This is a genomic window from Rossellomorea aquimaris (assembly GCF_000935355.1).
Lineage (GTDB): Bacteria > Bacillota > Bacilli > Bacillales > Bacillaceae_B > Rossellomorea > Rossellomorea aquimaris_B.
Map to the genome: position 1 here is coordinate 1,142,062 of NZ_JXZC01000001.1, position 13,838 is coordinate 1,155,899.

The window sequence follows — 13,838 nt, forward strand, 5'->3', positions numbered from 1 at the left end:
GGTAAACTCCTCTAAAAAATAAAACTTCCCAAGAAAAATTTCTTGGGAAGTTGATTATTTCTTAGCAATACTCACAGAATTCAAGCTCGCGTTTCAGTTCATCTACATATTCTTTAGAACCGGTCACAATCAAGCGGTCGTTCATGTGAAGTTCCGTATCTCCGTGCGGAACAATGGAGTCTTTTCCTCTAAAGATCCGAACAAAGATAACGTCTCCAGTGAAAGGAAATTTCCTGAGGGTCATGCCTTCGAACTGACTGTTCAACATCCGGATTTCATAAAGGGAAGTTTCTTGGTTAGTAAGGATATTCATCACAGATGGTGATTCAATCAGTGCCCGCAATAAGGCTTTCGTTGACAAGAAGACGGAATATACTTCAATGTCCTGTTCTCGCAGAGTCTCATGTAAGTCTGGACTCTCAACCCTTACGATGACGCGATTGACGCCATATTCTTTAGCCGTGACGGCAAGTGTTGCATTTATTTCTTCATCCCCTGTTGAAATCACTATGATATCTGAGTCGAAGATGTTGTTCTCTTCAAGCGTGTCTATCTCATAATTATCAATTTCGTTGATGGTAAATAAAGAATCGGCAATATTCCGATCAGACTTATCTTGCTTTGTGTGAAACAGAACTGGCTCATAAAGGGATGAATGAAGCTCCCTGGAAACCGGCATTGTAAGCTGATTCGCCCCCAAGAATGTAATCTTAAGCTTTTTCTCTTTTGCACTTTCCCTCGGGAAGAGCTTTTTGAAGAATATAGGTGTAATAATACATGTTATCACGGCTACTAAAATGAGTGTACCACTCATTTGTGGTGTGATAATTTCTATTCTTTCCGCGATTTTCGCAGCAGCAATTACCAGTGACAGAGTCGATGTTAATAAGAATGCTGAAGCAATCGTTGTTTTCGTATCATACCAGTACTTCAGGAAGTAAACAGGAATGACTTTCGAAATTAGAAATGCAAGAAGCAGCAATGGAATTAACAGCAGCATCTTTTTATCGCTGAGCAGTGATCCAAGATCCAATTCAACCCCGACCATCACGAAAAATATGGGAATCAGGAATCCATATCCAAAGGAATCAAGCTTATGGACCATTTCCTGATTCGGTGCCAATAATGATACAAGTACACCAGCTAGGAAGGCTCCCAGAATATTTTCGGCTCCAACCGTCTCAGATACCGCCACCAATAAGATGATTAGTGTAAAAACGGCGCGTGTACCGATTTGTACGGTTCCTGTCGATAAACTTTTGATGAAGGAGTTGTTCTTCAATCTCTTCGCCAGGAAATATAGGAGGACCCCAACACCAAATAGGATCAGAAGAAGCCACATGTTTCCATGACCTTCACCGTAAAGGGACACAAACACAGCCAGTAAAATCATGGTCACTAGATCGGCAATTACGGCTACAAGCAAAATGATTTGCCCAATGGCCGTTTTCATTATATGTGCTTCCTTTAGGGTAGGAACGACTACTCCCAGTGATATCGTTGAAATGATTAAGGTCATTAAGAATGCATTATCAATAAGTCCGAATAAGACGAATAAATAAGATAGTCCAAGTGAAACAAAGAAAATTCCAATGAATATAATGGTGGCTACCTTTAGACGATTCGGTTCTTCTTTCCCATTAGGTAACCGTTCTTTTTTCTTTTTCCCTCCTGAAAAAGCAGTGAAATCAATTTCCAGCCCGCTTAAAAACATAAGGAAAATAAACCCTAAAGTAGACAGTGTTTCTAACCACATGTCCTGATGAACGATATCAAATCCGCTCTTCCCTATTATCAATCCCATAATGATTTCAGCGATTACAACCGGGATGAAATTCAATTTAAACCGATGTAGCAAAATGGGAGTTAAAAACGCTACGAGAATAACAATGACAAGTGATGTAACAGATGCGTGTTGTTCCATCTATTCCTCCCCCTCTTCTCTCTATATTAAGTAATTCATAAACAAAGTGGCTAATCCAAAATAAATCAGGATACTGATAATATCATTTATCGTCGTAATAAAAGGACCGGAAGCAACGGCCGGATCCACTTTTAGTTTGTGCATAAGCAATGGTACTAATGTACCTGCCAATGTTGCAACAAATAAAGACACCAGCACGGAGATTCCCACGAGGACTCCTAAGAAGAATTCACCTTTCCATACATAGACAACGATGCTGACGACTATCCCGCATGTGGTACCTGTAATAAGTCCGGTTCCCGCTTCACGGATGACAAGAGACATCTTGTTTTCCTTTTCCAAATCCCCTGTTGCGATCCCTCTGACGGCTACGGCAAGGGCCTGGGTTCCTGTATTCCCAGCCATCCCTGCAATCAACGGGATAAATACAGCCAGAATCGCTACTTTATCTAAAGTATCCTCAAATCTCCCGATGAGGCTTGCCGTGAACATTCCAAGAAATAGTAATGCAATCAGCCATGGAAGACGCTTTTTTGCTGCATTAAATGGACTTCGGTCGATGGAATCCAAATCGGCGATACCCGCTAACTTTGAGTAGTCATCAGATGCCTCTTCTTCCATGACATCCATAATATCATCAACGGTAATGATCCCAAGTAAGTGATGCTGAAAGTCGACAACCGGCAAGGCAAGGAAATCATAATCCTTCATTTGTCTCGCGACCGTCTCCTGATCTTCACTGACACCTACTGACATAACGCGATCACTCATGATCTCCCCGATCATCACATCATCGTGGCTGATGATGAGATCCCTTAAAGAGATGACCCCGACCAGTTTTTTATCATCATCCACTACATATATGTAGTAAATCGTTTCAGCATTCGGGGCTTCATTTTTCAGAATATACATGGCCGATCGGACGGTCTGATTCTTTGATATGGCAACAAACTCAGTGGTCATGATACTACCGGCTGTATACTCTTCATAGTGCAGTAATTCTTTAATTTCTTTGGCTGATTCATCATCCATTATTGTTAGATAACTAACAACCTGATCTTTATCCAACTCATTCAATACATCTACCGCGTCATCGGCATACATATTGGATAGCATTTCAGCGGCATATGTAGGATTCATCTCGGCTAAAATATCCTGATAATCCTCTTCATCTATATCCAGACTCTCAAACAGCTCTGCCATCTCTTCCGGAGAAAGGTAATGATACAGGCGGCTTCGTAAATCTTCTTCTATTTTAGAGAAAAACTTCGCTTGATCATAAGAGTGTAAATGGACGAATTCTGAACGAAATAAATCCAGATCTTCTTCTTGAAGGGCTCTAATGAGTAGGTCTTCATCAAACATTTCTTTTTCCTGCTTATCTCTTTCCTTTTCTTGATCTTGAGTTACTTCAGACATCATATACACCCTCCTTCTTATCTCGAATTGTATATAGTCGTAATAATACTAGCAAATCTTAAGTCGATTGTCTCTCATGAAATGAATGGGATACGGTTTGTTTTAGAAAAAAATCGTTTGGTACAATATGAATAAACATCCGTTCGATATGAAAGACTGAAACATTAATATGGCATAAAATACGTGAAAAGAAAAGAAAAATGCCACAGGAAAGTGGGGATCCGATGAAAATAGATATAATTGGAGACATTCATGGGTGTTTTAAAGAGTTCAAAGAATTAACGATAAAGATAGGCTACGATTGGTCAACAGGTCTCCCCGTGCATCCACAGGGAAGGTTTATCGGGTGTGTAGGGGACTTGACCGACCGAGGTCATCACTCACTTCAGACTATTACAACGGTTTATGAACTATTTGAAAAAAAAGCTATTTACTATGTTCCTGGAAACCATTGTAATAAACTTTACCGATACTTCCTTGGAAATAATGTAAAGATTCTCCATGGACTCGAAACAACAGTAGGGGAACTAAGTGCCCTTCCCCACAGTGAAAGAGAGCGCTATCGAGATATGTTCGTCTCCTTGTATGAACGATCCCCATTATATCAGGTGTTGGATGACGGCAAGCTGATCATTGCTCATGCAGGTATCAAGGAAGAGCTGATCGGAATGAAGAATAACCGGGTGAAAACATTTGTCTTGTATGGAGACATCACTGGTGAGAAGAACGAGGACGGTACGCCGGTCAGAAGAGATTGGGCTTCTGACTATAGAGGTGACGCCTGGATTGTATATGGCCACACCCCGGTAAAAGAAGCGCGAATCGTTAATAAGACTGCAAATATTGATACTGGTGCTGTCTTTGGCGGGAAGCTGACTGCTTTGAGATATCCTGAGATCGAAGTAGTGAGTGTTGAATCTTCCATGCCTTTTGTGGAGGAGAAATTTCGAAGCTTTGAATGATGTGCAGCAAGTGCTCGTGGTTGTGTTTGTTCCCCCTCCACACACCAAAAAAGAGATTCTTTTCATTTCAACCGAAAAGAATCTCTTTTTTCATTGTCTTTCAAGCATCATCCGCATATCACGAGGCATCACAGCCTCCAAATGAAACCATACTTTTTTAACTGGATGGAAAAAAGAAAGCTTTTTACAATGAAGTGACTGCCTTCCTATTAACGCCACACTCCCTCCATACAAATCATCCCCTGCCAGTGGGTGTCCTATGAATGACATGTGAACCCTGATTTGATGCGTTCTTCCCGTTTCCAGTTTCAATTCAATATGAGCGAAATCCTTGAACTGCTTTTTCACTCTATAATGAGTCAGGGCATACCGGCCATCGTGCCTCACTTCTCTTTCAATGATACTATCCGGTTTCCGGCCGATAGGCTCTTCAATCGTATCGATATCCGTGTCCAGCTGGCCTTCTGCAAAAGCTTCATACGTTCTCTTAATTTCCCGCCCCTTCTGCTGAAGGCTGAATAAATGATGAACGTGGCGGTGTTTTGCGATTAGAACAAGCCCCGATGTATCCTTATCTAGCCGAGTGACGATATGAACCGTTGAACCAATACCTGCCTTCTTATAATAACCGGCTATGGCATTGGCCAGGCTTCCTGTCGGCTCATTCTTAGTCGGAATGGATTTCATCCCCCATGGCTTATCTATTACGAGGACATCATCATCCTCATATATGGTTGACAATGGAATCTCCTCGGCAACTAAAGACTCACTCCCTTTTTCTTCAGGGAACCTCATCTCGAGGATATCCCTTTCTTTCAGGAGATATCGGACATTTTCTTCTTTTCCATTAAGGGTTATAGCCCCTCCATCAAACTTCACAGCAGTCAGAGTACGCTTTGAAATCTGTTGATCGATTAGAAACTCTCTCATCGCCTTCCCGTCATAGGAAGATGGAATAACCCATTTTAATGTATAGTATTTCATCTTACATTTCCTATCCTTAAGTTATTCATCCGCCACAAAGGAATCATGCACCCTTTTCCAAAAAGGAAATGGGCGGAAGCGGGCAAAGCGAATTTTCTCATCAGCGACACGATATTGAATGCTCTTCACATCTTTATGAAGAAGAGATAGATGGTCGATGGTGACCAGAAAATCAGGTCCATTCACCGGCTTAAGCATACATGTATGATGAGCCGGTAAGATCAAAGGTGATCCGATGGTACGAAATACACGATTATTGATGGATGCCATTTCAGCGAATTGAATAGCAGGAAGAGACGGATGAATGATTGCTCCACCTAATGCCTTGTTATATGCAGTACTGCCAGAAGGTGTCGATAAACACAGCCCGTCTCCTCTAAAGCGTTCAAAGTGCTGACCCCTGATTTCCACGTCCATGACAAGGGTCCCTTCTACGCTTTTGACGGTCGATTCATTCAATGCCAAGTAGCGGGTTTCTTTTCCCCCATGCTGATAACGAATGATCGTTTCTAATAATGGATATTCGATAATTTGATAAGGTGTCTTCGCTATGGCGATCACAAGTTTCTCAATCTCTTCCGGCACCCAATCGGCATAGAAGCCCAGGTGTCCTGTATGTACACCAACGAAAGCGGTCTTATCTAAACGGGATCTGTAGCGATGAAATGCATAAAGCAGCGTCCCATCTCCTCCAACCGAGATGACGATATCCGGTTGGTCATCATCATAAGTCAAATTGAAATCCTGAAGATAGGTTCTCATTTTGTGCATTAATGTATTTGATTTTGAATCACCTTTTGATGTAATCGCGAACTTCATTCATTTACCCCCTTCAAGTCACTGCTGATTTGGTTTAGAGCTTTTCCCCCGCTGATCTTTTTCCTTTTTGTTTGTAAAAATGACTTGGGCTTCCTGAATTTCTTCACGAATCAAGCTCATTTCTTCATCCAGTCTGAATGCTGCTTCAGCAGCGCCTGCAAGACGGAGACGGACTTGTTCCGGGATTTGTCCACTGTACTTATAATTCAAAGAGTGCTCAATCGTCGCCCAAAAATTCATTGAAAGAGTCCGGATTTGAATTTCAACCAAAATATTTTTTTCCCCGTGGATCGTTTGAACAGGATACTCAATGACAATATGATAGGATCGATATCCACTTTGTTTCTTGTGTGTCACGTAATCTCTTTCTTCTATAATAGTAAAGTCGTTGCGTCCGCGAAGCTTTTCCACTACGACATGAATATCCTCCACGAATTGACACATCATCCTTAATCCGGCTATGTCTTGCATTTCTGTTTCAATATTTGATAACTTAATCCCTTTTTGATTTGCTTTATCAAGAATACTCGCAATTGGCTTTACTCTTCCAGTCACGAATTCAATGGGGGAATGAGTATTATGAAGTTCATATTCTCCCCTCATCCCTTTAAGCTTAATCTTTAATTCGTCAACCGCTTGCTTGTAGGGAGCTAAAAATTGTTCCCAGTGATTCATTCTCCTCACCTCTACACGCCTACTTTTCTAGAAATGCGCTCTCTACCTTTTTAACCATTTCGTCACCGTAGTTCCCATTTCCTTCTATATTGCTTACAAGATAGTCCAGCTCTTCGTTGAACCGATCCAATTCTAGTGAGTAATCACCGCTTTTCGCAATGACTGCAGCCTTATCTTGCAGTGCCTTTTTCAACTCAGCCCAGATTGACTCTTCCAGATATAAGTAAACATATTCCTCTTCATTTTCTGCTAAGTATACGAAAGCATATCGATCGGAGTCTGCAATGATCTGGCCGGCTGCAGTCGTACCCTGCAGGAGGTCCGTTTGGTCCGTATGTAAGTTTAATGTACCGTTTTCAAATGTAGCTTGTTTAAATTGAACAATTTTCCTCATGCTTTTCTTCATCCTTCCATAAAACAATCAGTATCATTTTAACATAAGAAAACCATTTCATCTAAATATTGAAGTTGCGTTTTATAAAAGAGATAATAGAAATAGTATGTAATGAAAGGATGCTTTTTATGGCACAGGAAATTGAAATAGAATTCAAGAATCTAGTAACACAAAATGAGTTTACGGGATTAACCTCACATTTTCATATAAAAGACGAGGATTTCATCTCTCAAGATAATCACTATTTTGATACGCCGCACTATCAATTAAAGGATAATCAATCTGCATTAAGAATACGGGAGAAGAATGGGACTTATACGTTAACCTTAAAAACACCTTTAAATGAAGATCTCTTAGAAACGAACCAAAAATTAACGAAAGAGGAGTCAGAATCTCTCTTATATCGAGGGATATTCCCTGATGGAGAAGTCAAAGATACTCTGGTTTCCCTTCAAATCCCCATTAAATCCCTTCAGCATTTCGGTACGCTTTCGACCAGCCGGGCTGAAACCGACTATAAAGACGGGCTCCTGGTCTTCGATAAAAGTTCATATTTACAAAAGGTAGACTATGAGCTGGAATATGAAGTGAAAGAGCGCAAATCAGGTGAAGCTATATTCCTCAACTTACTGAAGGAACTAAACATTCCACTTCGGAAAACGGATAATAAAATTAAACGTTTTTACCAGGAAAAATTAAAAATAGATTGATCATTACCGATATAGTATATGAAAAAAGTCTTCCAGAAGAGGGGTTATACTCATGAATGTTCAGCAGTTGAAAACGATGATGGAGTTGCAAGCATTAAACAGCTTGGGTACAGTATCTTCCGTTCAACAAAACACCGGGGGGTCCAGCGAGTTATTTCAACAACTATTAAATCAGGCACTTCATCACACTGACCAGAACCCTTTAAATATAAATCAAACACTCGGGGCCGTTAAAAAGGCAATGGGAAACAATACAGCCTTCCCCCTTTCATCACCTTTTCGTGAACTTTCCGCTTTGAACAATCCGAACTGGAATCCTCCCCAGGAGATTGATGAAATGATATCCCGTGCAGCCGATCAGTATGACCTGCCAAAAAAACTGATTCAAGCGGTTATTAAGCAGGAATCCAATTTCAACCCTAATGCTGTCAGTCCTGCAGGTGCATCAGGTTTAATGCAGCTCATGCCGAGTACAGCAAAAGGGCTCGGTGTGAATAACATCTTTGACCCGGAAGAAAACGTTTTTGCCGGAACGAAGTACTTAAAGCAAATGCTCGATAAATACAATGGGGATATCCACCTGGCTCTTGCAGCCTACAATGCAGGTCCCGGAAATGTCGATAAATACAACGGTATCCCGCCCTTTAAAGAAACCACTGCCTATGTAAAAAAAGTGACCGATCGCTATTTTGGGTAATGATGGCTGACCTTAATTTTCTGGTCAGTCTTTTCTTCTGTACTTTCTTATTCAGGCGAACAAGAAAAAACCATAGTCCTATAGACGTACTCCCCCCTCAAATTCACCTGTACCATCCCCCACAATTTTCTATGAAATCAGGATTTAGACCAGAAAGAAGGCTACACTAATTTAGGAATAATAAGTTGATGTAAGGCGATTTGTTTGAGATATAAATAAATGCTTGCTAGAATAAACATACAATCTAAGGAAAAAGGAGTCATTCTTATGGTCGAGAAACCACAAATGCCTTATAATCTTATCGGCGAAAAGAAACTCTCCATGCTCGTTGAAGCTTTTTATAATAGAGTAGCGAATCATCCTGAGTTAGCACCGATCTTCCCGGATGATTTAACCGAGACAGCCCGCAAACAAAAACAATTTTTAACCCAATATTTAGGTGGACCGGCTCTTTACACAGAGGAACATGGTCACCCTATGCTGCGTGCAAGGCATCTTCCCTTCACCATCACAGAGGAACGGGCAAAGGCTTGGTTAAGCTGTATGCATGAGGCAATGGATGAGGTCAATCTAGAGGGTCCAGTGAGGGATGACTTTTTTCACAGGCTGGTATTAACCGCCCATCATATGGTAAATACTGAAACACCAAAGGGTTCTGCCATTGACTAGAACAAACAGCTGGCATCACCTTAAAGGGTGTGGTCGTGACAAGAAACCCCTGGAAATATATATGTTTGTTGACCCTCTTTGCCCGGAATGCTGGGCGCTTGAACCAATCTTAAAGAAACTGCACATTGAATATGGTCAATACTTTCGTATTCGCTATATCTTAAGCGGTCAGCTCGCATCATTAAACATTGCGACTAAGAGAAAACAGGAAGATTTAGCTCAACAATGGGATAAAACAGCGAGCCGCTCCGGGATGTCGTGTGACGGAAGCTTATGGATAGAGAATCCGATTGATTCACCTTATCTTGCTTCTTTTGCCATTAAAGCCGCTGAGCTTCAAGGTAAGCATTCGGGAATCCGCTTTTTACGGTTTTTACAGGAACGATTATTTCTAGAGAAACAAGACATCTCGAACATTGAGGTACTAAAAGAATGTGCACAGGCAGCCAAGCTTGATCTAAATGAATTCATGAATGATATTAACTCGTCTTCTGCATCAAAAGCCTTTCAATGCGATGTTAAAATCACGTCAGAGATGGAAGTGGAAGAAATTCCGACCCTCGTCTTCTTTAATGAAAATATTGAAGATGAAGGTTTAAAGATTACGGGATTGTATTCATATGAGGTGTATGTTCATATTATTGAAGAGATGCTTGCGGCAAAACCTGAAAAGCAGCCCTTGCCACCACTGGAAGTATTCATGAAGTACTATCGTGTTGTGGCGTCGAAGGAAATAGCCGTTGTATATGATTTATCAATAGAAGAAGTAGAAAAGCAAATGAAGAAATGGACACTTCAGCAAAAAGTAAAAAGGCTCCCTGCAAAACACGGGACCTTCTGGAAATATATTAGCGATTAATTATTTCAGTATATTAAAATCAGCCCATAAACAAGAAAAGCCGATGTTGTTTCCAACATCGGTTTTTCAATACGAACAAAGGGGATGGGAGAAATTTTTCACGGTCAAACAAAGGGGTATATGTTTGCTTGTGATCAACTTCACACTGATAATATATCACGCATCCACTTGTATTGGCAAGTTGTTTGTATGGTATTTCACAATATTGTCAAAATCCACACATGTTCCACACTACACATTCATATATATGGATACAAGACAACTTATCACCGGAGGGAAATGATATGGCATTAAAAATGAAATACGCAATCCTCCTCTTGTTAATCCTGATCAGCTTCTTCATAAACATACTCGGGCTCATGCGTCTGGTTCCGATCTATATAACATCCCCCATCCTCTTTCTCTCACTCCTGCTCTTCTTCCACTCCCTTGGAAACCGCAACCGCTTCAGGGGATTCAAATCAATGAAATGAGGGACGGACCTTCAACTTGCAAAGTTCAATAAAATAAAAAAATCCCAGAGGATAAGGAATTCCTTCTGGGATTTTCTAAATGGAAAGCTTACACTAATCTAATTATTGAAGTTTCTCCAGCAGTTCTTCCATTTCATTCAGCTTTTCTTCAAAGACCTTGCACGCGTCTTCTACCGGTTTGGAGGTTGTCATGTCCACCCCTGCTTTTTTCAGCACTTCAATCGGGTAGTCAGAGCTTCCAGCTTTCAGGAAGTCGATGTAGCGTTCCACCGCCGGCTCCCCTTCTTCAAGAATTTGCTGACTGAGAGCTGTCGCTGCAGAGAATCCGGTCGCATATTGATAAACATAGTAATTGTAGTAGAAGTGGGGTATTCGAGCCCATTCCAATCCAATCTCTTCATCGATCGAAATATCTTCCCCGAAATATTTCTTATTCAATTCATAATATTCTTTCGTCAAGAATTCAGATGTAAGGGCTTCTCCTTCCTGTGCTTTCTTATGAATGAGATGTTCAAACTCTGCAAACATGGTTTGACGGAAAACGGTCCCTCGGAATCCTTCTAAATAATGATTCAGGAGGTACAGTCGCTTTTTCTCATCATCAATTGTGTTTAATAGAAAATCATTCAATAGCGCTTCGTTACACGTAGAGGCCACTTCAGCAACAAAGATGGAGTAATGACCATACGTGTAAGGCTGGGCTTTACGCGTATAATAGCTGTGCACACTATGACCGAACTCATGAGCCAGGGTAAATAGATTGTTGACATTATCCTGCCAGTTCATAAGGATATACGGATTTGTTCCATATGCTCCTGAGGAGTATGCCCCGCTTCTCTTTCCTTTGTTCTCGACTACGTCCACCCAACGATTATCAAAGCCTTCTTTCAGGACATTGGCATATTCATCACCCAGAGGCTTTAAGCCATCAAGGATCATATCCTGTGCTTCATCATAGCTTATATCCATCTTTACTTCTTTCACAAGAGGCGTATATAAGTCATACATATGAACTTCATCCAAACCTAATACTTTCTTACGAAGCTTCACATACCGCTGCAGCAAGTGAAGGTTTTTATTGACCGTATCGACAAGGTTGTCATACACCTGTTCAGGAATATTGTTATTGGATAATGCCGCATGTCTTGCTGAATCATAATGTCTTACGTTTGCCACAAAATTGTCTTTCTTCACTGCTCCACTTAATGTAGAGGCAAAGGTATTTTCAAATTTCCCGTATGTTTCATATACTTTCTTGAACGCTTCTTCCCGTACACGACGATCACTGCTTTCCAGAAAACGAATGAAACGGCCATGTGTGATGTCAACTTCTTCTCCGTTTTCATCTTTAATGCTCGGAAACTCCAGGTCAGCATTGTTCAGCATACCAAACGTATTGCTCGCAGCACTGAACACCTCAGAAGCCTGAGCAAGCAGCGCTTCTTCCTCTGCTGAGAGAACATGTGGGCGCTGTAGGTTAATTTCCTCTAAAGCATGCTTGTATTTCTTCAGCTCTTCTTTTTCGTCTAGAAACCCTTGCAGCTTACTTTCCTCAATTGATAGCACTTCGGGCACTAAATATGCAAATTTACTTCCTAATTGTGTATAAAGACTTTTGGCACGGTCATCGAGACCCTGATAGTACGAATTCGTTGTATCCTGATCATAGCGCATATGAGAATATGTATACACCTTACCCATACGTTCCATAATTTCATCCTGAAAGGCAAATGCTTTATATAACTGATCCGCACTCTCCCCTAAAGTTCCTTTGAACTCGTCTGCTTTGCCGGTCAATTCTTTTATCTCTTTATATTCTTTTTCCCACGCTTCATCATTTTCAAATATATCTTCCAATCTCCACGTTAACTTTTCTTCTACCTCTTTTCTACCAGGCAGACTTTTCGCAGCTGTATCTTTTGACATATACATCCTCCATTCTGAAATCTACAGAAAATTCCTTATAGTTACATTCTCTCTTATCTAAGATTTTCCTGCAACAAAACAATCTTTATTAGACCTTTTTTAATATATGCTTCCATTTAGGAAAAAAATCATGCTGATGCCGTTCGAAACCAGAGAAATTGTCTGGACACATCCACGGCACCGATAGCTGAAAATCACCATTCTTCAACCTATTAACCACCTGCATATCTTCTAGTAGGGTCAAGTAACTTTTTGCTATTTCTATGAGTATCTCCCCCACCCCTGCTAAAGGAAGCGGACGAAGCTTTAAATATCCTCTATCTATTCTTTTTTTTATCACCTCAACCACTCTTTCCTCTGAAAAAAAGAGTTCCTTCTTCATGCAATCCTTCCATATATAATATTGCCATTCGACAGCATGATTCTTAAATTGTAGTCCATGAGGTAATACCGGGATGCCAACGAACAAAGGCAAATATAAAAAAGTATCCCCTTCCTGATAAACTTCCCGTAAAAATAAATCATCTTTTGCTCTACTATAATGAAGTTTATTATAGATCCACTTCATTCGAAATTGTTTCCAATTTTTTAATAGGTATGGAAAATTGACTATAGTATGCGGAATGGACAATGGAAGAGTGAATTCCTCAATAGGGACCCTGACTGGGGCGGCACTAATAAACGCTGATGCTGAAACAGGAATGAGATGGGTAAATAATTGAAAGCTTCTTTCTTCAGGAGAAAAATGGAGAAGAAAGTAGTGTAATTGAGGTGAGTACCGGATAAATGCTTGCTGAAAGGAAGGCAGTTGCAGGTTTCCTTTTTTCTTTACTGGCTGGGTGAGTATCCATAGGGGAGTGATGTCTTCCCTTTGATAACCTTGCGTTCTGGAGATGATATCGGAAATGGGAATGGTAGAACATTGGATTTCAACGGCTATTTTTTTCAATTCCGTTTTTACATATACATCAGCGACTTGCTGAAGATTTTTAATATAATGCTCAACCTTAACCTCTTTAAAGTGCAATTTTAATCTATCATATAAAAGTTGCTTGCTGAGTAGATGTCGGGGTGACTCATGCTGCTTACCTATCTTACAATGAGACTGTGGGTGATGAGCAAAATGAGGAATCTTCTGATTTCCGATTCGCAGGGTCAATGGGGATAAGCAATGGGGACAGAGGAATGGAAGACTCTTTTTTCGCAGACTTATTAATTCCTCTCTTGAATAGTGAATGGTCGACAACACCTTCTCTTGAAATACTGCTGTTAACATAGAACACCTCCTCCTACAATCATTCGCCAAAAAACGGGAAATTCCTGCAAA

At 40.6% G+C, this 13,838-nt stretch carries 14 protein-coding genes; 6 read left to right on the plus strand and 8 right to left on the minus strand.

Features of this window, described 5'->3' with window-relative positions; all coding sequences use genetic code 11:
• Positions 1-61: 61 nt before the first annotated feature.
• Together TV75_RS05735 and mgtE are read right to left on the minus strand one after the other, a co-directional pair.
• Complete coding sequence (locus tag TV75_RS05735; protein WP_044337672.1) at positions 62-1,924, minus strand: monovalent cation:proton antiporter family protein; 1,863 nt, start codon at positions 1,922-1,924, stop codon at positions 62-64.
• A 21-nt stretch (positions 1,925-1,945) separates the two neighbouring features.
• The gene (gene mgtE, locus TV75_RS05740; RefSeq protein WP_082051181.1) at positions 1,946-3,343 is read right to left on the minus strand and encodes a magnesium transporter; all 1,398 of its coding nucleotides are present in this window, start codon (positions 3,341-3,343) and stop codon (positions 1,946-1,948) included.
• A gap of 224 nt (positions 3,344-3,567) precedes the next feature.
• Here mgtE and prpE point away from each other — a divergent pair, with 224 nt between their 5' ends.
• Positions 3,568-4,305: a bis(5'-nucleosyl)-tetraphosphatase PrpE gene (prpE, locus tag TV75_RS05745; RefSeq protein WP_044338032.1), complete on the plus strand. Its 738-nt coding sequence runs from the start codon at positions 3,568-3,570 to the stop codon at positions 4,303-4,305.
• 90 nt (positions 4,306-4,395) lie between these two features.
• On the opposite strand, the gene TV75_RS05750 is transcribed toward prpE, so the two are convergent.
• Genes TV75_RS05750 through TV75_RS05765 form a run of 4 tightly spaced genes read right to left on the minus strand, consistent with a single transcriptional unit; the run spans position 4,396 to position 7,177 of the window.
• A complete protein-coding gene (locus tag TV75_RS05750; protein ID WP_044337673.1) occupies positions 4,396-5,289 on the minus strand; it encodes an RluA family pseudouridine synthase in 894 nt (297 codons plus the stop codon).
• A 21-nt stretch (positions 5,290-5,310) separates the two neighbouring features.
• A complete protein-coding gene (locus TV75_RS05755; RefSeq protein ID WP_034763479.1) occupies positions 5,311-6,108 on the minus strand; it encodes an NAD kinase in 798 nt (265 codons plus the stop codon).
• A gap of 18 nt (positions 6,109-6,126) precedes the next feature.
• Positions 6,127-6,783: a GTP pyrophosphokinase gene (locus tag TV75_RS05760; RefSeq protein WP_044337674.1), complete on the minus strand. Its 657-nt coding sequence runs from the start codon at positions 6,781-6,783 to the stop codon at positions 6,127-6,129.
• 19 nt (positions 6,784-6,802) lie between these two features.
• Positions 6,803-7,177, minus strand: coding sequence for a hypothetical protein (locus TV75_RS05765; RefSeq protein ID WP_044337675.1), 375 nt, complete (start codon positions 7,175-7,177; stop codon positions 6,803-6,805).
• A 128-nt stretch (positions 7,178-7,305) separates the two neighbouring features.
• On the opposite strand from TV75_RS05765, the gene TV75_RS05770 reads away from it, so the two are divergent.
• The 5 genes from TV75_RS05770 to TV75_RS05790 all read left to right on the plus strand — a co-directional run bounded on the left by TV75_RS05770 (position 7,306) and on the right by TV75_RS05790 (position 10,585).
• Positions 7,306-7,887 (plus strand): CYTH domain-containing protein, encoded by a 582-nt coding sequence (locus TV75_RS05770; protein ID WP_044337676.1) that lies wholly within the window; start codon positions 7,306-7,308, stop codon positions 7,885-7,887.
• Between the two features lie 52 nt (positions 7,888-7,939).
• Positions 7,940-8,584 (plus strand): lytic transglycosylase domain-containing protein, encoded by a 645-nt coding sequence (locus TV75_RS05775; protein WP_044337677.1) that lies wholly within the window; start codon positions 7,940-7,942, stop codon positions 8,582-8,584.
• Positions 8,585-8,851: 267 nt separating this feature from the next.
• Complete coding sequence (locus tag TV75_RS05780; protein ID WP_044337678.1) at positions 8,852-9,253, plus strand: globin; 402 nt, start codon at positions 8,852-8,854, stop codon at positions 9,251-9,253.
• The gene (locus tag TV75_RS05785) at positions 9,246-10,112 is read left to right on the plus strand and encodes a ClpXP adapter SpxH family protein (protein WP_253275471.1); all 867 of its coding nucleotides are present in this window, start codon (positions 9,246-9,248) and stop codon (positions 10,110-10,112) included. Before TV75_RS05780 ends, TV75_RS05785 begins: the two co-directional genes overlap by 8 nt.
• 284 nt (positions 10,113-10,396) lie before the next feature.
• Positions 10,397-10,585 (plus strand): hypothetical protein, encoded by a 189-nt coding sequence (locus tag TV75_RS05790; RefSeq protein WP_052504431.1) that lies wholly within the window; start codon positions 10,397-10,399, stop codon positions 10,583-10,585.
• Between the two features lie 102 nt (positions 10,586-10,687).
• Here TV75_RS05790 and pepF read toward each other — a convergent pair whose 3' ends face one another.
• The gene (gene pepF / locus TV75_RS05795; protein ID WP_044337680.1) at positions 10,688-12,511 is read right to left on the minus strand and encodes an oligoendopeptidase F; all 1,824 of its coding nucleotides are present in this window, start codon (positions 12,509-12,511) and stop codon (positions 10,688-10,690) included.
• Positions 12,512-12,599: 88 nt separating this feature from the next.
• Positions 12,600-13,787, minus strand: coding sequence for a competence protein CoiA (locus tag TV75_RS05800; protein WP_044337681.1), 1,188 nt, complete (start codon positions 13,785-13,787; stop codon positions 12,600-12,602).
• Positions 13,788-13,838: the final 51 nt, after the last annotated feature.

Bases quoted from the DNA above. Each gene is read 5' to 3' on its own strand.
- TV75_RS05735 (WP_044337672.1), bottom strand. From the start codon at position 1,924: ATGGAACAACACGCATCTGTTACATCACTTGTCATTGTTATTCTCGTA.
- mgtE (WP_082051181.1), bottom strand. From the start codon at position 3,343: ATGTCTGAAGTAACTCAAGATCAAGAAAAGGAAAGAGATAAGCAGGAA.
- prpE (WP_044338032.1), top strand. From the start codon at position 3,568: ATGAAAATAGATATAATTGGAGACATTCATGGGTGTTTTAAAGAGTTC.
- TV75_RS05750 (WP_044337673.1), bottom strand. From the start codon at position 5,289: ATGAAATACTATACATTAAAATGGGTTATTCCATCTTCCTATGACGGG.
- TV75_RS05755 (WP_034763479.1), bottom strand. From the start codon at position 6,108: ATGAAGTTCGCGATTACATCAAAAGGTGATTCAAAATCAAATACATTA.
- TV75_RS05760 (WP_044337674.1), bottom strand. From the start codon at position 6,783: ATGAATCACTGGGAACAATTTTTAGCTCCCTACAAGCAAGCGGTTGAC.
- TV75_RS05765 (WP_044337675.1), bottom strand. From the start codon at position 7,177: ATGAGGAAAATTGTTCAATTTAAACAAGCTACATTTGAAAACGGTACA.
- TV75_RS05770 (WP_044337676.1), top strand. From the start codon at position 7,306: ATGGCACAGGAAATTGAAATAGAATTCAAGAATCTAGTAACACAAAAT.
- TV75_RS05775 (WP_044337677.1), top strand. From the start codon at position 7,940: ATGAATGTTCAGCAGTTGAAAACGATGATGGAGTTGCAAGCATTAAAC.
- TV75_RS05780 (WP_044337678.1), top strand. From the start codon at position 8,852: ATGGTCGAGAAACCACAAATGCCTTATAATCTTATCGGCGAAAAGAAA.
- TV75_RS05790 (WP_052504431.1), top strand. From the start codon at position 10,397: ATGGCATTAAAAATGAAATACGCAATCCTCCTCTTGTTAATCCTGATC.
- pepF (WP_044337680.1), bottom strand. From the start codon at position 12,511: ATGTCAAAAGATACAGCTGCGAAAAGTCTGCCTGGTAGAAAAGAGGTA.
- TV75_RS05800 (WP_044337681.1), bottom strand. From the start codon at position 13,787: ATGTTAACAGCAGTATTTCAAGAGAAGGTGTTGTCGACCATTCACTAT.